Below are 22,582 nucleotides of genomic sequence, written 5' to 3'. Positions count from 1 at the left end.
GAGCAGCTCAAAAAACATAATCTGATAACATGGGCCTTTTTTTTAGCTTTGCAGTAAGAAATATATTATGTCAATCGAAAAAGAATCCCTTGAGAATTTGCGACAGGATTACCGTTCATCCTCATTAACAGAAAAAGACGTATCAAAAAATCCTATAAATCAATTTACAAAGTGGTTTAAAGAAGCTTTAAATGCTAATTTATATGAGCCGAATGCTATGACATTAGCAACCACAAGTACTGACAGAAAACCTTCTGCACGTATAGTACTTTTAAAGGGTGCCGATGATAAAGGTTTTGTTTTTTACAGCAATTATTTAAGTGCTAAAGGAAAAGAAATAGCCCGTAATCCGGTTGTTGCTTTAGTATTTTATTGGCCTGAGTTAGAGCGCCAGGTTAGGATTGAAGGTACAGTTGAAAAATTGAGCAAAGAAGAATCAGATAGATATTTTCATTCAAGACCTAAAGGAAGCCAAATAGCAGCGGTTGTTTCTCCCCAAAGTCAGCAAATTACCGACAGAGATCAGCTAGAAAAGGACTGGACGGAGATGGAAGAAAAGTTTGAAAATAAGACAATCCCAAAACCTGCCTACTGGGGAGGATATATTGTTAAACCTCAGGTCATCGAGTTTTGGCAGGGCCGTGAAAGCAGGATGCATGACCGCATCGTTTATAAAAAAGCAGATAAAAACACATGGAAAATTGTTCGATTAGCTCCTTAAGTATAAGTTATTCTGACAAATAATACACTAAATTATAATCTATATAAAAAGCCGTCACGAAATTAATCGTGACGGCTTTTTTGGGTTTGTTGATTTTATTAATAAACCTTAACCATAAATACATAATCTTTTAATTTCTTAATCTGATCTGTACGGCTTAAACCGCTTAAAGAGTTTTTCTTATTCAGCACCAATTTATCTACTAAAGAATCCTGTGGTATTGATGCCAGAGATTGAATAAGATAATTAGATTTGATCGCGAAAGCTGCGCCATCTGTTTGAGTTTGCTTACCACTAATAATCCCGATTACATTTCCTTTATTATCTAATAAGGGTCCGCCGCTATTTCCAGGATTAACAGAAATATCAACCTGATAAGCAACAGTATCACCGGCATACCCGGTTAATGAACTAACATAGCCTTTATTAAATACATGATCATCGCGAGGAAAACCGATGGTGAATACGTCTTCACCCAGATCTGAAGAATTTTTCTTAAAGGTATAAGGCAAATCTGACAAGGATTTAAATCCCGGATCTATAATTTGCAAAACCGCAAGATCAAAAGCCGGATCAATAAAAATTTGCTTCACCTTAAATGATTCACCCGCTGAATTTTGAACATATACTGAGTCTGCATCTTTTACTACGTGGTAATTGGTGACAATGTAGCCATTGGCAGAAAGAGCGAATCCAGTGCCTCCGAACTGACCCGGATTAGCGGGACCTGACACAGGACGATCATTAATACCTTTAATTAACTGATTCTGAGATCTCTTAATATTATTAATCTCACGTCTGAGCGCACTGTAGTTGGAAGTGATAGATTTATTGAAATAACCGGAAGACAACAAGGTTAACATTACCGCACAAATTGCAACAGATGCTGCGATTGCAGTATTTAAACGATACTTGTTCCATAAATTTCTGACTTTAAACTTAGCCGGCAGAACTTCATCTTTAATGCTGTTTATATTGAGTTGTTCATGGATAGATTCCATATCGGTACGAAGTTGCTTCTGCATTCCGTACTCAGAAATCTGCTGAATAAATGCCTGATGCTCCACAACTTTTAAGTCAACGGCTGAATCCTGCTTGCGAAGCTGATCAAATTCGGCGTGTTCTTCGGGAGATAACTCTCCTGTTAAGTAAGCTTCAATGCGATTAATTAAATCAAAATCACTTTTCATTTTTCTATCCTAGTTTTTGAAAAAACAATTTTTTCAAACGTTGCAGGCATTTATATTTCTGAGTTTTTGCATTATCAGCATTGGTGTAACCAAATTTTTCGCAAATCTCCTGCATCGATTTACTTTGTATATAATAATCTTCAATTATGGTTTTGCAAGGCTCTCCTAATTGTACCAGAGCATGCTCCATTTGTTGAAATTTCAATTCTTTCTCCTGATGATGTTCCAGATCTTCTTCAACTGAAATAATCTCATCAAAATCGGTTATGTCAACCGAGGAATTCTTGCTTTTTTGATTCAAACGCTTTAGCCACAATCTCCGGCAAATTGAATATATAAATGTTTTAAGTTTACTATTCAACTCAAAATTTCCACCTTTTACTTTATTATAAAGTACGATAACAGATTCCTGAAAGATGTCTTTAGCTTCATCTTCATCTCCGTTATTGGTTAGCACCAACTGCAAAACCATGGGGAAATAATTTTTGTATATACGATTGAGCGTGTCTTTTGAATCATTCAGAATTCCTATAATTAATTCTTTATCTTCTGGAACTGAACTTTTTATCTTTTTGCTCACTATTAATACTTTTTAAGCTGAATTGTAACCCAATGATAGGGAAAATATTTTTTTATAATTTGTGTGAATGCGGGGGTTACCTTTTTTAATCGGAGGTATTAAGGTTAAACAATTTAAAATAACTCATAACAAATATTAGAATGAAAAATTTATTCAAATTCGGTTTCTTAGCATTAGCTATCTCTTTATCTGTTGCAGCTTGTAACACTAACAAGTCTGAAGAAAATGCTGCTGATTCAATTGATTCAACTGCAGATATGACTGTAGATTCAATTGATGCTGCTACTGATTCATTAACTGAAACTATTGACTCTGCTGCTGATGCAAAAGTAGATTCAATTAAGCAATAATTTAACAAACCTTTAAAAAACCGTTTTGCTTGATGCTAAGCGGTTTTTTAAAATAATTATTTTTTCCGGGTTACCTTTTTAGATTTCCTGTATTAACGTTATATATAAACTTTTAAAACTCAACGATGAAAAATTTATTCAAATTCGGTTTCTTAGCTTTAGCTATCTCTTTATCTGTTGCAGCTTGTAACACTAACAAATCTGAAGAAAATGCAGCTGATTCAATTGATTCAACTTCTGAAGTTACTTCTGATTCTTTAGAGAACATGGCTGATACTGTTGATTCTGCAGCTGATGTTGCTATTGATTCAGTTAAAAACTAATTGAACCAATATTAAAAAAACCGCTCCGGATTCCGGAGCGGTTTTTTTATGCCTAAAATTATCAAAACTCCTTTTCAGGAGTTTTGATTTATGAATACAATATCTAAGCGGCTTTATTAATCCAGCCTTTAATCTTTCTGGCATTCATATCAGCAAGCAAATACATACTCGGAACCAATATCAACGTTAGGAAAGTTGCAAATCCTAGCCCAAAAATCATCGTCCAGGAAAGTGGTCCCCAGAAGGCAACATTATCTCCGCCAAAATATAAATGAGGGTTAAACTCTGTAAACAGGGTTACGAAATCCATGTTTAATCCTACAGCCAAAGGAATTAATCCCAGCATAGTTGCTGTTGCAGTTAAAAGCACCGGAGTCATTCTTGCCCGGCCGGCTTCAATTATAGCTTCCCGAACCGGCATACCCTGCTCTATCATCAGATCTGTAAATTCTACCAGTAAGATTCCGTTTCTTACCACAATTCCGGCAAGGGCAACAATACCAATTCCTGACATTACAATAGACATTTCCATCCGGAATATCGTTATTCCAAGCAATACACCTATAATACTGAAAATAATCTCACTTAAAATAATTAATGGTTTACTTACAGAATTGAACTGCGCCACCAGAATAATTAAAATTAAGCCTAATGCAATTAACATGGCCGATCCCAGAAAGGCGGCAGTTTCCATCTGCTCTTCCTGTTCACCCGCCATTTTTACTTCCACACCAGAAGGCGACTCAAACTGATCTATTTCATTCTGAATACTTGCGACCACTTCGTTGGGATTATAATCTCCCAATACGTTAGAAGATAAAATGATAATCCGCTTTCCCTGTTTACGCTTTACTCCGCCATAAGTGTTCACATAATCAATACTGGCGAAAGATGACAGAGGAACCTGTCTGATCATTCCGCCCATACCCATATCCCGGTAGGTAACACGCATGTTTCTTAACGCATCAAGGTTATTGCGCTGATCTTCCTGAGCACGAAGATTAATTTCATAATCTTCATCCAGATCCCTGAATTTAGAAACTTCTTTACCAAAAATTGCTGTACGTAAATCCATACCAACCTGGCCGGTAGAAATTCCTTCGCGGTTAGCACGTTCACGATCTATATCAAAAATAATTTCAGGTTTATTATTTAGGAAATCTGACTTTAATTCCTCAATCCCGGCAATTTGTTTGGAAACCAGATAGCTTTTTAGCCGGTCAGAGGTTTTTACCAATGAGTCCAGATTATCACCAGTTATTTCAATACTGATGGGTTTAGCGGTCGGCGGTCCGCCCTGCTCCTGCGCTACTGTAATTTCTGCACCGGCAATTCCTTTTACAGCATTCCTGATTTTATCGAGATACAGAGAAGTGTTTTCACCGGTTCGTTTCCCATAATCAACAAATGCCACTGTAATTTTACCCTTGTTAGTATATTTTCCCTGATCCTCATCCTGCGGATCTGTTACTCCAACAGTTACGTTCGAAATAATTGAAGATACATCCTTGTTATCCTTTCCTACAACCTGAGTTACTTTTTTCTCAATATTTTTAACAATTTCATTGGTATATGTCTGATCAGTTCCGATAGGCAGACTGATATATACATACACAAAATTAGGATCACCGCTGGGGAAAAATACAATTTTTGGAGGAACCACATACACCAGTCCCAGCGTTAAAAAGAATAAACCGACCGTGCTGTAAAGCATTACACGAGGCCTGTCTAAAGCCCATGTAAGTACTTTTACATAACGAGCCTGAAATGCCGGCCATGTTTTTTCCTGGAATTTTCGAACAGCTCCCATGAGGAAAAAATGATTAATGAGAAAAAGTATAGCCATGAACACCACTAAATTTCCCAATCCAAAATTTATGAAGTATCCAATAATAGCAAGTACTCCCATAACCATTAGTGTACGCTTCACTCTTCTGTCAAATGTGGGCTTTGGCGGATTGTGATCTTCAACTGTCATAAAATCTACCGCGAAAACAGGATTGATAATATAGGCTACAATTAAGGATGCCAGCAAGGTTATAATCAGTGTGATGGGCAGGAAGAACATAAATTCTCCAATAACTCCCGGCCAGAATAATAATGGAACAAAAGGTGCCAGAGTTGTTAATGTTCCGGAGAGTACAGGCATAAAAACCTCACCGGCAGCATATTTAGCAGCTTTTACAATCGGTACTTTACCATTATCAAAAATCCGGTGCGTGTTTTCAATAACTACAATAGCGTCATCCACCACAATTCCCAAACCTAAGAGGAATGAGAATAATACAATCATGTTCATGGTAAAACTAAATCCAAGCAAACCTCCTAATGCAGGCATCGCCATAAAAGCGATAAACATGGATAGAGGAACAGACAAAGCCACAAACAACGCATTTGTAACTCCCATAAAAAACATCAGGATTAATGTTACCAGAATAAACCCGATGATGATGGTATTGATCAGGTCATGAAGTGTTACCCGTGTTTGATTAGACTGATCACCTGTGATGGTAATATTTAAGTTTTTCGGAAGCGAAGTGCCCTTCATTTCATTGATCATCTCATTGATCTTATCTGATGCCTCAATCAGATTTTCTCCGCTCCTTTTCTTTACATTAAGCGTAATTACATTTCTTCCGAAAAGGGTTGCATAACTCTCCTGCTCTTTAAATGAATCATTTACTTCCGCAATATCCCGCAGGTAAACAGAAGAACCTGTAGGAGTTTTAATTATAAGATTAGCTATCTCAGAAGCATTTTTAAATTCTTTTTTAACGTTAAGCGTTCTTCTTACGCCATCCATTTTTATGGTTCCGCCGGAGATGGTCAGATTTTCGAATCCTACTGCATTTTCGATATCCCGGAAGGAAATCTGACTTGCGGTCATTTTATTGAGATCAACATTGATCTGTACTTCCTGATCTAAAGCGCCAACAATATCAACTCCGGAGATTTCCTTTAACCCTTCAATCTTATCTTTCAGATCATCCGCATAATCTTTCAATTTTTTAAGATCATAATCGCCCGATAAGTTAACATACATAATAGGAAGATCGGCCAGATTAATATCCTGAACAGTCGGATCATTCGGCAAATCATTTGGAAGATCCTGCCTTGCTTTATCTACCGCATCCTTAACCCGTTGCTTGGCATCTTTAATATCCACATTAGTATTAAATTCTGCCGTGATTATTGAAAAATCCTGATAAGAGTTAGAAGTTATTTTCTTTAATCCCGAAGTAGATTTGAGCTGCCGTTCTATCTGCTTGGTAACCAGATTTTCCATATTTGCAGGCGATGTTCCAGGATATATCGTCTGCACGAATATTTTAGGAATAATTACTTCCGGAAAATTTTCTTTGGGCAGGTTTTGATAGGAGAAATATCCCATAATGGCGATGATTGCAGTCAAAACATAAATCACCGTTTTATTATCAATGGCCCAGCTGGAGGGCTTAAATTCTTTATTTAAATCTTTCATTTAAAATAGTATTGAGATTTGAAAAGTCAGAAATGTATCAATTAATGAAATTACATTCTAACATCGCAGATCCATATTTAAAACTTAACAATATCTCCGTCATTCAAATCCTGGGTTCCGGTGGTAATCACCTGGTCTCCGGGTTTTAAGCCCGATAAAACTTCCGCTTTTCCGTCAGATACTTTTCCGGATTGGATAGTGACCCTTTTGGCTTTACCATTTTCGACGATGAATACATATTCTCCGGTTTCCGCTTTCTGAATGGCAATAACCGGAATAATTAAAGCCTTATCATTCTGATAATCTACAATTTTAAGCACGGCAAGCATATTCGGACGATAATTGCGGTTTGAGGGTAGTTTCACTTCTACATTAAAACTTCTTGAAGATGGCTCAATGGTTTTAGATGCGAAGGTAATTTTGCTGCTGATCGTATCCGGGACGTCGGGCATGATAATCATCACCTGGTCGCCCTGATTTACGCGGCCGGCATATGATTCGGCGATTAAAGCCTTTGCTTTTAACTTGCTGGCATTAATTACCCGGATACCTGACATGCCCGGCATTACAGCCTGACCTACTTTCAAATCCATCGCATCAATAGTTCCGGAGATTGGAGATTTAATTTTATACATCGACATTTGAGAACGCAATGTGGCGATGCGGCGTTCTGCAGCAACTTTTTGTGTGCGGGCATTGATAAATTGTACTTCTGTACCAATTTTCTGATCCCATAGATTTTTCTGTCGATTATATAAACTGGTGGCTAGCTCTAACTGAGTTTGCAATTCTGCGATATTCTGACGCAACACTTTATCATCCAACTGAGCTAAAACCTGGCCTTTACTCACGTTCTGACCTACAGTACTGAATATGGCTGTCACCACTCCCTGCGCCTCAGGGTTAACCTGAACATTCTCTTCTGCATCTATCCTTCCCTGAACTTCCAGAAAATTTTTGAAAGCAGTTTCGGTAACTTCATAAACGCTAACGTTCTTTGAATTTGCGGCGGCATTCACTGTTCCTACTTCTTTTTCAAGAGCGGCAATACGGCCATTTAGTTCAACACGCTCCTTTTTAAGCTTTTCTAGTTCAGACCTTTTATCGGTTGTTTTTCCATCGCAGGCAGCAAGAAATACAACGGCAGAGAAAAATAATATTCTTTTCATATCTAATGTGTGTGATTTTAATAGTTTATTTTACCTAATGCTTTGTCCATATTGACCTTACTGATCAGCAGATCATATAAAGCATTGATATAATTATTTTGAGATTCTTTTAATGATGTTTCGGCTGTGGTAACTTCCAGACTGGAACCTACACCCTGCTCATATTTAATTCTGGATACACGCAGCACTTCAGTGGCCAGTTCCATGTTTCTCTTCTGGTTATCAAGAGACCGCATTCCATTGACATAAATGGTTTGTGCCTGAGCTATTTCCAGGTTTATTCCGTTCTTTAAATTTTGTAAATTATTTTCGGACTTTAGAACTTCCAGCTTGGCGTTTCTAACCTGATAAAGTTTTTGTCCGCCTGAAAATAAAGGAACCGACATCCTCAGACCAACTACGGTAGTTGGAAAGCTTTGATTATACAGACTATTAAAAGTATTTGATTGGTAATTGGTTGAAGTACTTCCAAAAGCTGCCAGTGATGGTAAAAACTGACTTTTGTATCGTTTTAAATCCAGCTCATTTAATTTTTTCTGAGTTTGAAGTAATGAATATTCTATCCTTCCCTGGTATGCAGTTGTATCCGATGCTATTGGATTAGGATCCATCTGCAAAGACTTAATCGAATCTTTTAGCATTAATTTAGTTTGAATGGGCATTCCCATTTGAAACTTTAGAAGATCAACATTGAGATCAAGCAGTTTCAAAACATTTTCACGTTCGGTTTCCAGATTATTGTTTAACACACGCAAGCGATCGGCATCAATTTTCTCAACAAAACCGTTTTTGTATAAGATCTCGGTATCATTTAATGACTTCTTTAAACGAATCATATTGGCATCAAGCAATACAAGCTGCTCATTACTAATTAACACGGAGTAATATGCTTTGGTAACTGCAACAGCGGTTTCAATTTTTGTTCGGGTTAAGTTGCGGCTTGAAAGTTCTTTGAATGTTTTTGAAGCCTGCAATCCTACAATATAACTTCCATCAAATAATAACTGGCTTACTTCCAAACCTGCTGATGATTGAAATTTAGAACCAAATTTTGCGGGAAACAGACCTCCCAAATCATCAGGTCTTTGGATGGTGTTTCCATTGGCATTCTTCACTCCTTCTTCATTCAGGATATCATAAACACTTGGTGAAATAAAATCAGGTAAAAACGTAGTTGGAATCTTAATAAAATCCTGAAAATTAAGATTTCCATTGATCTGAGGAAGTCCAATTCCAATTGTTTTTTTAACTGTATTTGCCGCTATTTGCTCATCAATACGGGCGTTTAATATCGAATTCTGATGCTGCTGGGCATACTCTACGGCTTCACTTAAACTTAAGTGAAAAGCTATTGAATCCTGCTTTTGTGCTTTTGCTGTGAGCCCCAAGCTAAAGCATAATAACAATGCGTAAAATTTATATTTCATAATGGGTAATTTATTCTTCTTCTGTAATGTGCTTATATTTATTAATCAGCTTATGTCCTTTTAAAGTGCATAGGCCGTAAAGAAAATGATCGGTGATTTCTGCCATAACCTGAGATATACTGTATTTATTCAAAGGATAAGTAGTTTGGCTGAAAACCGTATCAATTTGTCCGATTCTCATCCAGGTTAATATGTCTGAATTTATGTTATTTCGATAGTTACCTTCAGAAATTCCGCGTTTTAAATTCTGATAAATTACCTCAAAAAGCTTTTTTTCTCTGAACATTTTAAAATACTGCCAGGCCTGAGGATGATATTTTTGCAAATCATAAAATAGCATCGGGTTCATGTTAGATAACATTTCCTGCATTTGTGTTACAGCAGAAAAAACTTCATGCACTGCATTTTCAGAACTGCTGAAAGTTTTATCCATTATACACACCTGACCTTCCATCTTAAGACGCATCATTTCTACAACAAGAGCATTTTTATCCTTAAAACTTTGATAAATGGTTTTTTTTGACATTCCCAGATGCCGGGCTATATCATCCATTGTTACGCTCTTAATACCAAACTGACAGAATAGCTGGTCTGCTTCCGCAATGATGTGTTCCTTTGCCTCCAAATTATCTCTTCTTTAAAACGCAGTAAAACTATGGAAACTTTTTTCAATCCGAAAGTTTCCATCGAATTTTTTGTCATCTTTTAGTCTAAAATTGAGAAAAGAGGAATTCTGATGTATATCAAAAAATGTAACTTCGCAAAAATATTTACATCATGACTTTAACACCACTTACAGCAATATCTCCCATTGACGGCCGGTACCGGAAAACAACTGATCAGTTAGCAAATTATTTTTCTGAATCAGCACTGATAAAATTTAGAGTGTATGTCGAGATTGAATATTTTATCGCTTTATGCGAAATCCCTCTTCCGCAATTAAAGAATTTTGATTCTGCTCATTTCAGTTCACTGCGTAATATTTATATTGATTTTGATGAGCAGGATGCCGAAGCCGTAAAACTGATAGAGCAAACAACAAATCATGATGTTAAAGCTGTAGAGTATTTCATTAAAAATAAATTTGACGAACTGGCTTTAATGGATTTTAAAGAATTTATCCATTTTGGACTTACATCACAGGATATAAATAATACGGCAATTCCTCATTCATTTAAGCTGGCTATAAATGAATCCTATATGCCGGTTTTAGAGGAATTGCTTAGCTTAATTAACAAACTGGTTTCTGACTGGGCCCAGGTTTCAATGCTTGCACACACACACGGTCAGCCCGCATCTCCAACCAGACTGGGGAAAGAATTAAATGTTTTTGTTGAGCGGATTATATCACAGAAAAATCAATTGGAAAAAATTCCATTCTCTGCAAAGTTTGGAGGAGCCACCGGAAATTTCAATGCGCACCACGTAGCATATCCAGAAATAGACTGGAGAGCATTTTCTAATAATTTTGTAGATAATAAATTAGAGCTTAACAGATCTCAATTCACTACTCAAATTGAGCATTATGATAATTTTGCCGCTCAGTGCGATGCCCTGAAAAGAATTAATAATATCTTAATTGATTTGAACAGAGATATGTGGACGTACATATCCATGAATTATTTTAAGCAGCGTATTAAAGAAGGAGAAGTGGGATCATCGGCCATGCCGCATAAAGTTAACCCAATTGATTTTGAAAATTCTGAAGGTAATCTGGGAATCGCGAATGCGTTATTTGAGCATTTTGCGGCAAAACTGCCTATATCAAGACTTCAGCGAGACCTCACCGATTCAACAGTATTAAGAAATATAGGTGTTCCAATGGCACATACCCTGATTGCATTCAGATCAACAATTAAAGGTTTAAATAAATTACTTCTGAACGAAACGGCAATTCAGAAAGATCTGGAATCTAACTGGGCAGTTGCAGCTGAAGCCATCCAAACCATTCTTCGCCGCGAAGCTTATCCAAATCCATACGAAGCTTTAAAAGAACTAACCAGAACCAATCAGCAGGTAAATGCGCTAACTATTGCCCAATTTATCGATGGCTTAAATATTAGCGAAGATGTAAAACAGGAGATAAAAAGTATAACTCCATCTAACTACACCGGAATTTAAGCAGTCACATACATGTCATAACTTATATGTGTAAATGAGTGGAAGTTTTTATTGTTAATTTTGTTGCATTATTCTATAAATCATGAGCACGACTACATCTAACATAAACGTATATACCGAAGGAACGCCAAACCCGGCAACTATGAAGTTCCTGGTAAATAAATTACTGACCAATAACAGTGTTGATTTTGCAACTAAAGAAAGTGCAGAAAAATCTCAGTTTGCTAAGGAGTTGTACAAATTTAATTTTGTTAACGGAGTTTTCTTCGCTAATAACTTTGTAACCATTACTAAAACTGAAGGTTCCGACTGGGCTGATATTGAACCTATTCTGAAAGAATTCGTGAAAGGTGCCGTAGAATCTGAATTAAAAATTCAGGAAGTTGAGGCAGAGCAGGGAAATTTTGAGGGTACTGATACTGAGATTAAAATTCAGCAAATTTTAAATGATTACGTAAGACCAGCTGTTGAACAGGATGGAGGAGCTATCAGCTATAAATCTTTTAATGAAGGAATAGTTACTGTTGAACTTCGCGGTTCTTGCAGCGGTTGTCCTTCGTCTACAATTACTTTAAAGGCTGGTATTGAAAATTTATTAAAAAGAATGGTTCCTGAAGTAACAGAAGTAGTTTCTGAAGCTTTGTAAGAAATACAATATCAAAAAATCCCCGCTCATAGAAATAAGCGGGGATTTTTTTTTATTGAATATTTGGCTGAATTTGTTTCCGTGTTTGCATAGCCCATTGAACTATCGCTTCCCGCTGAGATGTATTTAACTTAGTTTTGGTGTGAATCAAAGTATAAGATTTCAAAGGCATATTACCTTCTTTAACTTCTTCCATTACTTCTTCCAGTTTGTGATCTCCTTTCTTAGCGGTGTAGGTTGCAAATTCAGAAAAATTTAATTTACTCTTCCCTTCTTCAACATGATCATTTAACCACCAGGCAACAGGTTGAATATTTGAATACCATGGGTACACCGTATTATTAGAATGACAGTCATAGCAAGCAGTTTTAATTAATTGCTTTAAAGTATCCGGAGCCTGATAATGTTCAAATATATCATTAGGCGTTGCAGCAACAGAAATATTTTTAGCGGGTCTGATAAACTGAATTAAAATAATTATGGCTAATACCCCAATTAAAATTTTCTGAGTTCTTGACATATAAAGTATTATAAATGTTAGTTGATAAAAAAGGATTAAATATTTAATACAATGTAATGGTTTTGCAGATCAGGTAATATTTAAAATTAAATAGTTTTTTCGAATTTAAAATTAAATAAAATAGCGATTTATAATCTGAAGCATTTCTGCTGTGATTTTACCGTTAGTAGCAATGATTTCTCTTTTTTCTATACTATTATTTTTTCCGCTAAAATCACTTACTTCACCGCCTGCTTCTCTAACAAGAACAATCCCGGCAGCAACATCCCAGGAATTTAAATTATACTCAAAATATCCGTCAAATCTGCCGCTGGCTACATATGCAAGGTCAACAGCTGCTGAACCAATTCTGCGTAAACCATGGCATTTTTGCATTAAGTCCCTAAAAACATTTAAATAAGGCTCCTGCTTTTCAAAATCGTAGTATGGAAAACCAGTCGCTAATAGGGTATTTTCTAATTTCAGGGCTTTAGAAACAGAGATTGGTTTGCCGTTTAACCATGCTCCCCCATTTTTATAGGCTGAAAAACATTCATCGCGGTTCATTTCAAAAACCACACCCATAATTAATTCTCCGTTTTTCTGTAAAGCAATACTGATAGAAAAAGCAGGAATCCCATGAATAAAATTAGTTGTTCCGTCAAGCGGATCAATGATCCAGTCGTACACATCTCCTACTTTGCTGCTGGTTTTCTCTTCTGTGGTAAAGCCAGCTTCCGGCAGAATTACACTTAAACCCTCAACTAATTTATGTTCGGCGGTTTTGTCAACATACGATACCAGATCATTTAAGCCTTTATATTCTATATTTTCTCTGTCAAAAACTAACGATCCCTGCATGATAAAGCTTCCCACAACTTTTGTAAGGGAAATAACCTGATCAGTTAACGCACCTAAGTTCATGAATTTTCAGGCAAAGTTTCCGGGTGTTTTCGGGCATATGAAATTGACCATATTACGCCGATAACGCCTCCAACAACCAGTATAAAAGAAATAAGTTCGGCCTGCGTAAAGCTTAAACCGAAGGCATGATACTTAGAGTTAACACGAATTAATTCGATAAAAAATCTTTCCAGACCATTAAATATCATGTAAATAGACCACATTAAACCCGGAATTTTAATACGATCTCTTAATGACCATAAAATTCCGAATAGAACTAAACAAGCTACAACTTCATAAAAAGGCGTTGGAAAAACCGCTACAGGAAGTTCATTACAATAATTACCAACACAACCCGGAATTGGAACTCCATCGTTAACCACATTATGCGGATATTTAAAAGCCCATACCCAATCCGGAGCCCAGCCTAACCAGTCAGGCTTTGCAGAAGTGTTTTCAATACCCCAATCCCCATCGCCGGACATGTGGCATCCAATACGACCAACTGCGTAAGCCAGCATCATTCCAGGAGCTCCAATGTCAAGCATGTGAACCCACTTTACGCCATATTTGGCAGAATGATATAAAACTGCTGCACCTCCGCAAATCAAACCGCCGTAAAAAGTAAGACCGCTAAAGGATAATAAACCATCCACCGGATCTTTTATAAAATCATCCCAATACTCCAGATTATGAAATATTTTAGCGCCCAAAAAACCCCATATGGCAGCCCACATAATCAGTGTACCCATGGTTTGATATGGGTGAACGGTTTCTTTAATAATTTTAGGTTGAGGAAGCTGTTCTTTTTTCTTTTCAGAATATGCCCAGTAAACAAAAATGGCAGCCAATATAATTCCACCAATAAAATTTCCTCTTCCTGATAGGATGAAACTTTGCGGATTTGCTACAAATTCTGCATAATTTAATAAACCATCCAGCAACTTATATCCCACTAAAAACCCAAAAACTCCATTTAAAGCCATCTCACTTATGGAAGCTCCCTCTCCAACTTTTACGCTTCGGGTGAAAGGAAGAACGAGGCCTTGTTTTTCTTTCCGCTTAAATTCCTGAGTTAAAGCCCAGTAACCAGCCATAAAAGCCAGTGCGACAAAAAATCCAAAAGTTTGAATAGGGAGAGGAATATGAATACCAAAAAGATATTCAATAAGATAGGTTATGGTTGGAAACATGCCCTAAATATACAATGTTGCGGGAATTTGGAAAGATTTAAAATTTAATTCAGGCCAATCTTTTTTAATGCGATAAAATTTCTGCTGTTTCCAGAATTTCTACATCGCCGTCGGGAGCGATATTCATCAGTTGAACATTCTTAATTCCGTTTACCAATAGCGGATCATAAGGTGCTTTTATTTTTACATAATTCCTGCTGAATCCATGCATAAATCCATCTTTCTGATCAGCCTCAAACAAAATCTCAGCATGCTGGCCTAATTGTGATTCATAAAATGCTCTTCGTTTCTTCTCAGATAAAATATGAAGCATCTTACTTCTGTCTGCACGCTCTGAACCAGGAACAGGGTCAGGCATTTGGGCAGCTGGCGTATTTTCTCGTTCTGAATAGGTAAAAACGTGCAAATAAGAAATGTCTAACTGATTTAAAAAATCATAGGTTTCCAGAAAATCCTCCCGGGTTTCGCCGGGGAAACCAACAATTACATCTACTCCAATGCAACAGTTTGGCATAAGTTCCTTGATTTTAGCAACACGCTCTGTATATAATTCGCGGCGATATCTGCGACGCATCAATCCCAAAATTTTATTTGAGCCCGATTGTAATGGAATATGAAAGTGCGGAACAAATCGTTTTGAAATAGATACATAATCAATGATTTCATTAGTCAAAAGATTAGGTTCAATGGATGAAATACGAATCCGGTTGATTCCCTTAACTTCATCTAAAGCTTTAACCAGGTCAAAAAACCTGTTTTCCCGTTCGCCATTTCGAATTCCGAAATCCCCCAGATTAACTCCGGTTAATACAATTTCGTTAACTCCGGAAGCAGCAATTTCGTTTGCCTGGGAAATAACACTTTCAATAGAATCACTCCTGCTTGAACCACGGGCCAAAGGAATGGTGCAAAAAGTACAGGAATAATCGCAGCCGTCCTGAACTTTTAGAAAAGTGCGGGTGCGGTCTCCAAAGGAATAAGCCGGGATAAATTGATTGGTTTGCGCTATATCCTGATTATATACAAGAGTTTTAGGCTGTTTTGTAAGATCATTTATATAATCAATGATCAGAAATTTTTCAGCTGCTCCTAAAACCATATCCACACCCGGTATCTCAGAAATTTCTGTGGGTTTTAGCTGAGCATAACATCCAACAATGGTGATATAGGCATTTGGTGAATATTTTAAAGCTTCTTTAACAACTTTACGGCATTTTTTATCCGCATTTTCAGTCACCGAACAGGTGTTGATCACATAAACATCTGCCTGATCGGTAAAATTAACCGTATCAAAACCAGCCTTAGAAAACTGACGGCTTATGGTCGATGTCTCTGAATAATTGAGCTTACAACCCAGCGTGTAAAATGCAACCTTTTTCTTCATACAATCCGCAAAGATAATAAATGTAGATTGTTTCTATGGATGGAATATTTATATGAGAATTATATGTTACATCTTGGAATCCCCGCCCCAACGGTAGGAATTGTTTTCCAAGCCACATAAATCAATTACGCGGTTTACAACCGTTGCTGCAACCTCTTCTATGGTTTTAGGATTACTGTAAAAGGATGGACTTGCCGGACAAATAATTCCTCCTGCCTCGGTAATAGTTTTCATATTATTAATATGAATTAAATTAAAAGGAGTATCGCGGATAACCAGAATCAGTTTGCGCCGCTCTTTCAGGATTACATCTGCAGCCCTCGTGGTCAGATCGTTTGATATGCCTGCAGCAATTCTTCCCATCGTTCCCATAGAACATGGACATACAATTAATGTATCATATCGGGCAGACCCGGAAGCGATTGGCGACATGAAATCATTTTTATCATAAAAAGTAAAATTCAGATTTTTATAATCTTCGTTTCCCAGTTCAAATTTCCAAACGTCACGTGCATTGTCTGACATAACCACAGCAATTTCTTCAATTTGATCGTTTAACTCAGATAATTTATCAAATAATACCTTCGCATAAACAGATCCGCTGGCTCCTGTTACTGAAACTGCAATTTTCCTTTTCTTATTCATATTCAATTCTGAATTCTCAAAATACAAAAAAGGGCCGAATAACAAGTATTCGACCCTACATCTACCTATGAAAAACATGCCCTTTGGGAGGGCATTGCAAATATATATAAATTGAACATGTAAACAACGATATTTTAATATTGTTTAATTTAAGTTAAAATTTAATTCATTCTGTTAATTAACTTTGGGTAATTCACTCATATTCAAATCACTAATTTCTATGATAATCTTTTTCAAAAAATTGATTAATGTGATTTAAAGGTAAAAAACATAAGAAATTTTAAAATTGCTTCTTAAATGCAAAGAATTAAAACGCAATTTTTAGGGATTCAAACCGCAAAATCGCAATTAAAAATTAAATTATTAATTAACTTAATAATTGACTGATTTATTATGCGTTTATTAAAAAAGTTAATGGAAGAATTTAGATAATCAATAAAATAAAAAACCCTTTTCAGGAAACTGAAAAGGGTTTGGGTAAATGATGGGGCTCGAACCCACGACCCTCGGTACCACAAACCGATGCTCTAACCAGCTGAGCTACATCTACCGTTTATTGTGTCTGCAAAAGTAACTAATTTGGCATATTCTGCAAATTTTTTCAGCTTTCTTGCAGATTTATTTTGAAATCCTCTGCATTTTAAAATTACATACTGTCTTTCAATTACTTAAATAAAATCTAATTGAAAAGTTATTAAGAAGAATTCAATTACCAAAGTTTAAAAGCTGATTAAAAACAAAATCAGTAATATTGCTATGCAAAAAATCGGGCTGAGGTAATAGGATGATTGAGATTTATACAGACGGGGCATCAAGCGGAAATCCTGGACCAGGCGGTTACGGGGTTATTCTAAGATCCGGAAAACATTACAAGGAAATTTCTGCAGGATATAGGAAAACTACTAACAACCGCATGGAATTAATGGCTGTAATTGTAGGACTGGAACAAATTAAAACTCCCGGACAGCAAGTGATGATTTATTCTGATTCTAAATATATTATTGATTCTGTAGAAAAAAAATGGGTTTTCGGATGGGTCAAAAAAAATTTCGCGGGCAAAAAAAATAAGGATCTGTGGTTACGGTTTTTATCCGTTTACAAATTACATCAAATAAAATTTACCTGGGTTAAAGGCCATGCTGGCCACCCGGAGAATGAACGTTGTGATGAACTCGCAGTTCTGGCCTCAAAATCAAAAAGCTTACTGATTGATACGTTTTTTGAAACTGAAAATCAGAAAATGGATATTTTTTAAAAGAGAAAATACTTTTAATTAATCCAATCCGCCAATAATTCCTAAACTTTCTAATTTAGAATCAGCTTCCATCTGATCATCAAGAGGAGAAAATTCTCTCATCATATCTTCTGCCCTTCTAACCATATTTTCAGATCCTATAAATATGGCTGATCGTTGATGAAGTGAAACGACTTCTTTTTCGAGAATCCGGTTATAACCATCTGTAGCTCTCCCCCCTGCCTGTTCAATTATAAAGGCCATCGGGTTGCATTCGTAAACCAGTCTTAATTTGCCATTTGGAGCACTGGATGTGGTAGGATATATAAAAATACCTCCTTTGATCATATTCCTGTGAATATCTGCTACCATGGAGCCAATATACCTTGAGGTGTAAGGCCTGCTGGTTACAGCATCTTCAACCTGGCAATACTTAAGATATTTTTTAACACCATCCGGGAAATGAACATAATTACCTTCATTCAGGGAATAGATTGTTCCTTCTTTTGGGATTTTCATTTCCGGATGAGATAAACAGAATTCACCAATTGAGGGATCCAAAGTAAAACCGTTTACCCCCTTACCTGTGGTATAAACCAGCATGGTTGATGAACCGTAAATAACATATCCTGCGGCCACCTGCTCGGTTCCATTTTGAAGTACATCTTCCAAAGTGGCTTTGCCTTCAGTAGTTTTCCGTCGATAAATTGAAAAAATAGTGCCAACAGCAACATTCACATCAATATTTGAAGAGCCGTCAAGCGGATCAATGGCCACTATGTATTTTGCATTTTTAGATACTTCCCCGTCAATGTAAACAAATTCATCGTTCTCTTCGGAAGCAACTATACAGCATTCGCCACCGCTTTTTAATGCCGATATAAATTGCTCATTTGCATAAACGTCTAATTTCTTCTGAGATTCACCCTGAATATTCATTGTACCCGCATCACCCAAAATATCCATCAAACCTGCTTTATTAACCTCCCGGTTAACAATTTTAGAAGCAATACCAATATCTCTTAGCAGACGTGATAGTTCTCCTTTAGCATAGGGAAAATCATTTTGCTTTTCGATGATGAACTGACCGAGTGTTTTTACAACTTGCATACTTAGTGTACTTTTTACGTTATCTTATACCTAATTCTATGGCTTCTAAGGTATGAATTTTTTCTTCAGAAATGCAAAATCTAAGCAATGTGCGCACTTTATGCCAACCATGCTTGCCTGCTGCCCCAGGATTTAAGTGTAAACACGTATTTTTTTTATCATACATCACCTTTAATATATGTGAATGTCCGGATATGAATAACAAAGGTTTAAATTGATCAATTTCTTCTTTAGCCCTTGCAGTATATCTGCCCGGATAGCCTCCGATATGGATCATTAAAACCTTAACTCCTTCACACATAAATTTTAAATTTTCCGGGTAAACTGAACGAATATCGCTTGCATCAATGTTGCCGTAAACTCCCCTTAAAGGTTTAAATGCTGCAAGCTTATCAGCCAGTTCCAAATTCCCAAAATCTCCGGCATGCCAAATTTCATCGCACTGATCAAAATGCCTGAAAACTGCATCATCCAGAAAACCATGGGTATCAGAAATTAAGCCTATTCGCTGCATGTTAAATCATCTATTTTTCGGTAGATGAAAGATGCCTATTGTGAATCTATAATCATAATTTATTATTCATTCTTCTAATTCGTTTTTTAGATAAAAATTATTGATATTATTGAAAATACTAAAGCAATTAGTTAAAACATACATACTAATTTTTTTGTAAATTAGATATTCTTTTAGTCATGCCCTTCACTCTTCAGAGATAGCCTTTTTCCTCTCTTGCTTTATTAACACATTGATTCACATATCATGTCTTATTTAAATCAACACAAAAATAGTCGTCGCGAGTTTCTAGGAAATGTTGCGACAGGCGCAGCCACTATTGGCTTAACTTCCGTTTTAGCTCCACTGGATCTGGCAGCCAAAAATTCGCCGGAAAAAAGTTCGGAGGATGCCTGGTTTGATAAAATAAACGGGAAACACCGGATGGTTTTTGATGCTACAATGCCGCATGAGATTTTACCTTTTGCATGGCCAAGGGTGTTTTTAATGACCAATGAAAAAACCGGCACTCCCGAAAAAGAAAATAGTGTTGTAGTTGTATTGCGCCATGCGGCTATTCCGTATGCAATGGAAGATAAATTATGGACGACGTATAAATTTGGTGAGCTTTTTAAAGCAGATGATCCTGCTACCAAAAAAGCTTCGCTGCGCAATCCGTTCTGGAAACCTAAAAGCGGAGATTACAAAATACCCGGAGTTGGAAATGTAGCCATTGGAATAAACGAATTGCAGGAAAGCGGAGTTATGTTTTGCGTTTGCGATATGGCTTTAACTGTATATTCTGCGGCAGTAGCATCAGAACTTAAAAAAGATCCGGCCGAGATAAAAAAAGAATGGATTGCAGGAATTTTACCGGGAATAGAAATCGTTCCTTCGGGAGTGTGGGCACTGAATCGTGCACAGGAACACGGATGCTCCTATTGCTTTGCAGGTTAATCCAGTAGAAGGAATGCAATTAAAATAATAGATTCCGGGTTGAAGATTTGTATTTTAATAAAGCTAAAAAATTATCAAAAAATCTTTTAGCAGGTCCGAATATTGGCTTGAGTGTTTCTGGGGATCATCGTAAATAACCATTTTATTTTCAGTATACCTTGCTTCTTTAAAACCGAAAGTGGCTATAAAACGATGAGCTGCAGATTCTTCAAAAGAATGCACCGTAATCTTTTCAAGTAATAACATGTTCAAACCCGCAGCAATTTGACAAACAATTGAAAAAGCAACAGGTGGCAAAATAAAAGTCAATTTTCCATGGTTTGAGAGTCTGTCTGAAGCTTGTTCAAGCAAATCTTTAAAAAAGAAATCATCCGTATGTCTGGCAACCTGTTTTTTTTCATCTTCAGATTTCAAAGAATTAAGAAAAAAAGGCGGATTTGACACGATCAGATCGTATTTTTTTGAAGGATTATTCACAAAAAAATCCTGAAAAGATTGACCATACGCATTTACACGGTTTTTGAAACATGAGTTTTCAAAATTTTTGCTTGCAGTTTCCGCCGCAGCGGGATCAATTTCAACGGCATCAACACAGGATTGGGCGAAACGTTGTGCAAGCATCAGAGCGATGACTCCTGTACCGGTACCAATATCTAAAATTGAATCACCCTTTTCAGCTTTAGCTAATGCGCCCAGTAAAACCGCGTCGGTATTTACTTTCATGGCACAATCCGTCTGATCAACTGCGAACTGCTTGAAATGAAATATATTATTTTGGGGAGATCTCAACAGGAGTACAAATAGATTCTTATTAAACTCTGTAAATGTACAGACAATCCTTTTAAGCTTCAGTCCCCAGTGTTATACAGTTTATGGAATCATACTGATTTTATCATCACAGCATTAAAATAACCTTAATTATAAGCTGATGATAAATTTTACTGAAAATTTGTACAAGGCCAAGTGGCTTGAACTTGTATTCCAGAATCGTAATAAAACGTATGGTGCGTATCAACTAAGGCAGCATAATGCTGAAACAACTGTTAAAGCTTTAGTATTCGCCAGCATTTTATTTACAACGATTATTATCTCTCCAATGCTCTATAATCAGTTATCCAAAAGCAAGATTATTGAAAATACGGAAACAACACCGGAACCTACAGAAGTAATATTTTCATCTCAAATAAATCAATCCCGTCCACCCTCGGCACCAAAGTCTCCGAATGAGGTTGTTAAAATTAAAACAGTACAAAACCCACCAATGAAGGTGGTTTCGGAAAGCCAGATGACTACCGAACCTCCATCTCAAATCGATTTGGCTTCGGGTATTATTGGTCAAACAACTTCTGATGGCATTGAAGGTTTAAATGAGCCTTTGAATACTTCCGCGGGCAGCGGAAATACTAGCGCCCTTACAGATGGCCCGGAAGATCTGACAATTTACAATTACACAAGTATTGAAAGTTATCCGGAATTTCCGGGCGGCCTGGCTGCTTTTTCTAAATATTTGAGCCGAAATCTGAAATTTCCGTCAATGGCCATTGAAAATAATGTTCAAGGCCGGGTGATTGTTAGTTTTATTATTGAGAAGAACGGCGATTTGAGCAATATAAAAATCTTAAAGGGAATTGGTTCCGGCTGTGATGAAGAAGCTATACGGGTTCTGGCAAAATCTCCTAAATGGAAAGCAGGAATTCAAAACAAGCAAAATGTGAGAGTGGCTTATACCATCCCGATTAATTTTCAGTTGCCCAACTAAGATTTATACAAAAAGCAAAGCCGATTTTCCAGCCCGGTGCTATCTTTACATTTATGAAAACAGAAACCGCAGTAATCGTTAAAGGCAATACTATGGATGATCAAACCCGATGCGTTCATTATCATTCAGGGTTGGATATTATAGCTATAAAATTTAAATGCTGCGATACCTACTATCCCTGTTTCAAATGCCATGAAGAGGAAGCGACACATGTTTCTCAAACCTGGAATAAAGAAGAGTGGTCTGCTAAAGCTGTTCTTTGTGGAATATGCAAAACCGAATTAAGCATACATCAATATATGGAAAGTAATTATAATTGTCCGGCTTGCGGCTCATCTTTTAATCCGGGATGTAAAAACCACAATCATTTATACTTCCAAGACTAAATAATAATAAA

At 36.6% G+C, this 22,582-nt stretch carries 23 protein-coding genes and 1 tRNA gene; 9 read left to right on the top strand and 15 right to left on the bottom strand.

Annotation, left to right across the window (positions count from 1 at the left end; translation table 11 throughout):
* Positions 1-67 precede the first annotated feature (67 nt).
* On the top strand, positions 68-721 hold the full coding sequence (pdxH, locus tag G521_RS0108340; protein ID WP_026898133.1) for a pyridoxamine 5'-phosphate oxidase: 654 nt from the start codon (positions 68-70) through the stop codon (positions 719-721).
* 98 nt (positions 722-819) lie between these two features.
* Here the strand turns inward: pdxH and G521_RS0108335 are convergent, their stop codons facing one another.
* Together G521_RS0108335 and G521_RS0108330 are read right to left on the bottom strand one after the other, a co-directional pair.
* Entirely contained in the window at positions 820-1,911 is a 1,092-nt protein-coding gene (locus G521_RS0108335) for a S1C family serine protease (protein ID WP_026898132.1), read from the bottom strand.
* A 4-nt stretch (positions 1,912-1,915) separates the two neighbouring features.
* Positions 1,916-2,491 carry an RNA polymerase sigma factor gene (locus G521_RS0108330; RefSeq protein ID WP_026898131.1) on the bottom strand — a complete coding sequence of 192 codons (576 nt, stop codon included), beginning with the start codon at positions 2,489-2,491 and terminating at the stop codon, positions 1,916-1,918.
* Positions 2,492-2,631: 140 nt separating this feature from the next.
* Here G521_RS0108330 and G521_RS0108325 point away from each other — a divergent pair, with 140 nt between their 5' ends.
* Both G521_RS0108325 and G521_RS0108320 read left to right on the top strand, forming a co-directional pair.
* Positions 2,632-2,841 (top strand): hypothetical protein, encoded by a 210-nt coding sequence (locus G521_RS0108325; protein WP_026898130.1) that lies wholly within the window; start codon positions 2,632-2,634, stop codon positions 2,839-2,841.
* Positions 2,842-2,966: 125 nt separating this feature from the next.
* Complete coding sequence (locus tag G521_RS0108320) at positions 2,967-3,164, top strand: hypothetical protein (protein WP_026898129.1); 198 nt, start codon at positions 2,967-2,969, stop codon at positions 3,162-3,164.
* Between the two features lie 103 nt (positions 3,165-3,267).
* On the opposite strand, the gene G521_RS0108310 is transcribed toward G521_RS0108320, so the two are convergent.
* The 4 genes from G521_RS0108310 to G521_RS0108295 form a co-directional block, all read right to left on the bottom strand.
* Complete coding sequence (locus tag G521_RS0108310) at positions 3,268-6,645, bottom strand: efflux RND transporter permease subunit (protein ID WP_026898128.1); 3,378 nt, start codon at positions 6,643-6,645, stop codon at positions 3,268-3,270.
* 77 nt (positions 6,646-6,722) lie between these two features.
* Entirely contained in the window at positions 6,723-7,814 is a 1,092-nt protein-coding gene (locus G521_RS0108305) for an efflux RND transporter periplasmic adaptor subunit (RefSeq protein WP_026898127.1), read from the bottom strand.
* A 17-nt stretch (positions 7,815-7,831) separates the two neighbouring features.
* Positions 7,832-9,241, bottom strand: coding sequence for a TolC family protein (locus G521_RS0108300; protein ID WP_026898126.1), 1,410 nt, complete (start codon positions 9,239-9,241; stop codon positions 7,832-7,834).
* 10 nt (positions 9,242-9,251) lie between these two features.
* On the bottom strand, positions 9,252-9,866 hold the full coding sequence (locus G521_RS0108295) for a TetR/AcrR family transcriptional regulator (RefSeq protein WP_026898125.1): 615 nt from the start codon (positions 9,864-9,866) through the stop codon (positions 9,252-9,254).
* A 152-nt stretch (positions 9,867-10,018) separates the two neighbouring features.
* Between G521_RS0108295 and purB the strand changes: the two genes are divergently transcribed.
* The gene (gene purB / locus G521_RS0108290; protein WP_026898124.1) at positions 10,019-11,362 is read left to right on the top strand and encodes an adenylosuccinate lyase; all 1,344 of its coding nucleotides are present in this window, start codon (positions 10,019-10,021) and stop codon (positions 11,360-11,362) included.
* Positions 11,363-11,444: 82 nt separating this feature from the next.
* Entirely contained in the window at positions 11,445-12,008 is a 564-nt protein-coding gene (locus tag G521_RS0108285) for a NifU family protein (protein WP_036678756.1), read from the top strand.
* 52 nt (positions 12,009-12,060) lie between these two features.
* Here the strand turns inward: G521_RS0108285 and G521_RS0108280 are convergent, their stop codons facing one another.
* The 6 genes from G521_RS0108280 to G521_RS0108255 form a co-directional block, all read right to left on the bottom strand.
* A complete protein-coding gene (locus G521_RS0108280; RefSeq protein ID WP_026898122.1) occupies positions 12,061-12,528 on the bottom strand; it encodes a heme-binding domain-containing protein in 468 nt (155 codons plus the stop codon).
* Positions 12,529-12,639: 111 nt separating this feature from the next.
* The gene (locus G521_RS0108275) at positions 12,640-13,431 is read right to left on the bottom strand and encodes an inositol monophosphatase family protein (RefSeq protein ID WP_026898121.1); all 792 of its coding nucleotides are present in this window, start codon (positions 13,429-13,431) and stop codon (positions 12,640-12,642) included.
* Complete coding sequence (locus G521_RS0108270; protein ID WP_026898120.1) at positions 13,428-14,603, bottom strand: prolipoprotein diacylglyceryl transferase; 1,176 nt, start codon at positions 14,601-14,603, stop codon at positions 13,428-13,430. The genes G521_RS0108275 and G521_RS0108270 overlap by 4 nt, the downstream gene beginning before the upstream one ends.
* Before the next feature lie 64 nt (positions 14,604-14,667).
* Positions 14,668-15,987 carry a tRNA (N(6)-L-threonylcarbamoyladenosine(37)-C(2))-methylthiotransferase MtaB gene (gene mtaB, locus G521_RS0108265; RefSeq protein WP_026898119.1) on the bottom strand — a complete coding sequence of 440 codons (1,320 nt, stop codon included), beginning with the start codon at positions 15,985-15,987 and terminating at the stop codon, positions 14,668-14,670.
* Positions 15,988-16,053: 66 nt separating this feature from the next.
* A complete protein-coding gene (locus G521_RS0108260; RefSeq protein ID WP_026898118.1) occupies positions 16,054-16,632 on the bottom strand; it encodes a UbiX family flavin prenyltransferase in 579 nt (192 codons plus the stop codon).
* A gap of 476 nt (positions 16,633-17,108) precedes the next feature.
* Positions 17,109-17,182 (bottom strand) — tRNA-His (locus G521_RS0108255).
* A gap of 234 nt (positions 17,183-17,416) precedes the next feature.
* Between G521_RS0108255 and rnhA the strand changes: the two genes are divergently transcribed.
* Positions 17,417-17,887 (top strand): ribonuclease HI, encoded by a 471-nt coding sequence (gene rnhA / locus G521_RS0108250; protein ID WP_026898117.1) that lies wholly within the window; start codon positions 17,417-17,419, stop codon positions 17,885-17,887.
* An 18-nt stretch (positions 17,888-17,905) separates the two neighbouring features.
* On the opposite strand, the gene fbp is transcribed toward rnhA, so the two are convergent.
* The gene (gene fbp, locus G521_RS0108245) at positions 17,906-18,976 is read right to left on the bottom strand and encodes a class 1 fructose-bisphosphatase (RefSeq protein ID WP_026898116.1); all 1,071 of its coding nucleotides are present in this window, start codon (positions 18,974-18,976) and stop codon (positions 17,906-17,908) included.
* A 19-nt stretch (positions 18,977-18,995) separates the two neighbouring features.
* The gene (locus G521_RS0108240) at positions 18,996-19,490 is read right to left on the bottom strand and encodes a metallophosphoesterase family protein (protein WP_026898115.1); all 495 of its coding nucleotides are present in this window, start codon (positions 19,488-19,490) and stop codon (positions 18,996-18,998) included.
* A gap of 246 nt (positions 19,491-19,736) precedes the next feature.
* Between G521_RS0108240 and G521_RS0108235 the strand changes: the two genes are divergently transcribed.
* Entirely contained in the window at positions 19,737-20,426 is a 690-nt protein-coding gene (locus G521_RS0108235; protein ID WP_026898114.1) for a twin-arginine translocation signal domain-containing protein, read from the top strand.
* Between the two features lie 63 nt (positions 20,427-20,489).
* On the opposite strand, the gene G521_RS0108230 is transcribed toward G521_RS0108235, so the two are convergent.
* Complete coding sequence (locus G521_RS0108230; RefSeq protein ID WP_155975729.1) at positions 20,490-21,149, bottom strand: tRNA1(Val) (adenine(37)-N6)-methyltransferase; 660 nt, start codon at positions 21,147-21,149, stop codon at positions 20,490-20,492.
* A 205-nt stretch (positions 21,150-21,354) separates the two neighbouring features.
* Here G521_RS0108230 and G521_RS0108225 point away from each other — a divergent pair, with 205 nt between their 5' ends.
* Both G521_RS0108225 and G521_RS0108220 read left to right on the top strand, forming a co-directional pair.
* Positions 21,355-22,185, top strand: coding sequence for an energy transducer TonB (locus tag G521_RS0108225; RefSeq protein ID WP_026898112.1), 831 nt, complete (start codon positions 21,355-21,357; stop codon positions 22,183-22,185).
* Between the two features lie 53 nt (positions 22,186-22,238).
* On the top strand, positions 22,239-22,571 hold the full coding sequence (locus tag G521_RS0108220) for a CHY zinc finger protein (protein WP_036678751.1): 333 nt from the start codon (positions 22,239-22,241) through the stop codon (positions 22,569-22,571).
* Positions 22,572-22,582: the final 11 nt, after the last annotated feature.

Origin of the sequence: Daejeonella oryzae DSM 19973 (genome assembly GCF_000422945.1) — a bacterium.
In the GTDB taxonomy this organism is placed as follows: Bacteria; Bacteroidota; Bacteroidia; order Sphingobacteriales; family Sphingobacteriaceae; genus Daejeonella; species Daejeonella oryzae.
Note: the sequence above shows the minus strand (reverse complement) of the source record. Positions and strands in the feature narration are given on the sequence as shown.

What these genes read in the sequence shown, in the direction of transcription:
- G521_RS0108270 (WP_026898120.1), bottom strand. Translation starts at nt 14,603, where the DNA reads ATGTTTCCAACCATAACCTATCTTATTGAATATCTTTTTGGTATTCAT.
- G521_RS0108305 (WP_026898127.1), bottom strand. Translation starts at nt 7,814, where the DNA reads ATGAAAAGAATATTATTTTTCTCTGCCGTTGTATTTCTTGCTGCCTGC.
- G521_RS0108310 (WP_026898128.1), bottom strand. Translation starts at nt 6,645, where the DNA reads ATGAAAGATTTAAATAAAGAATTTAAGCCCTCCAGCTGGGCCATTGAT.
- mtaB (WP_026898119.1), bottom strand. Translation starts at nt 15,987, where the DNA reads ATGAAGAAAAAGGTTGCATTTTACACGCTGGGTTGTAAGCTCAATTAT.
- G521_RS0108225 (WP_026898112.1), top strand. Translation starts at nt 21,355, where the DNA reads ATGATAAATTTTACTGAAAATTTGTACAAGGCCAAGTGGCTTGAACTT.
- G521_RS0108335 (WP_026898132.1), bottom strand. Translation starts at nt 1,911, where the DNA reads ATGAAAAGTGATTTTGATTTAATTAATCGCATTGAAGCTTACTTAACA.
- purB (WP_026898124.1), top strand. Translation starts at nt 10,019, where the DNA reads ATGACTTTAACACCACTTACAGCAATATCTCCCATTGACGGCCGGTAC.
- rnhA (WP_026898117.1), top strand. Translation starts at nt 17,417, where the DNA reads ATGATTGAGATTTATACAGACGGGGCATCAAGCGGAAATCCTGGACCA.
- fbp (WP_026898116.1), bottom strand. Translation starts at nt 18,976, where the DNA reads ATGCAAGTTGTAAAAACACTCGGTCAGTTCATCATCGAAAAGCAAAAT.
- G521_RS0108300 (WP_026898126.1), bottom strand. Translation starts at nt 9,241, where the DNA reads ATGAAATATAAATTTTACGCATTGTTATTATGCTTTAGCTTGGGGCTC.
- G521_RS0108230 (WP_155975729.1), bottom strand. Translation starts at nt 21,149, where the DNA reads ATGAAAGTAAATACCGACGCGGTTTTACTGGGCGCATTAGCTAAAGCT.
- G521_RS0108280 (WP_026898122.1), bottom strand. Translation starts at nt 12,528, where the DNA reads ATGTCAAGAACTCAGAAAATTTTAATTGGGGTATTAGCCATAATTATT.
- G521_RS0108240 (WP_026898115.1), bottom strand. Translation starts at nt 19,490, where the DNA reads ATGCAGCGAATAGGCTTAATTTCTGATACCCATGGTTTTCTGGATGAT.
- G521_RS0108320 (WP_026898129.1), top strand. Translation starts at nt 2,967, where the DNA reads ATGAAAAATTTATTCAAATTCGGTTTCTTAGCTTTAGCTATCTCTTTA.
- G521_RS0108285 (WP_036678756.1), top strand. Translation starts at nt 11,445, where the DNA reads ATGAGCACGACTACATCTAACATAAACGTATATACCGAAGGAACGCCA.
- G521_RS0108220 (WP_036678751.1), top strand. Translation starts at nt 22,239, where the DNA reads ATGAAAACAGAAACCGCAGTAATCGTTAAAGGCAATACTATGGATGAT.
- pdxH (WP_026898133.1), top strand. Translation starts at nt 68, where the DNA reads ATGTCAATCGAAAAAGAATCCCTTGAGAATTTGCGACAGGATTACCGT.
- G521_RS0108235 (WP_026898114.1), top strand. Translation starts at nt 19,737, where the DNA reads ATGTCTTATTTAAATCAACACAAAAATAGTCGTCGCGAGTTTCTAGGA.
- G521_RS0108275 (WP_026898121.1), bottom strand. Translation starts at nt 13,431, where the DNA reads ATGAACTTAGGTGCGTTAACTGATCAGGTTATTTCCCTTACAAAAGTT.
- G521_RS0108325 (WP_026898130.1), top strand. Translation starts at nt 2,632, where the DNA reads ATGAAAAATTTATTCAAATTCGGTTTCTTAGCATTAGCTATCTCTTTA.
- G521_RS0108260 (WP_026898118.1), bottom strand. Translation starts at nt 16,632, where the DNA reads ATGAATAAGAAAAGGAAAATTGCAGTTTCAGTAACAGGAGCCAGCGGA.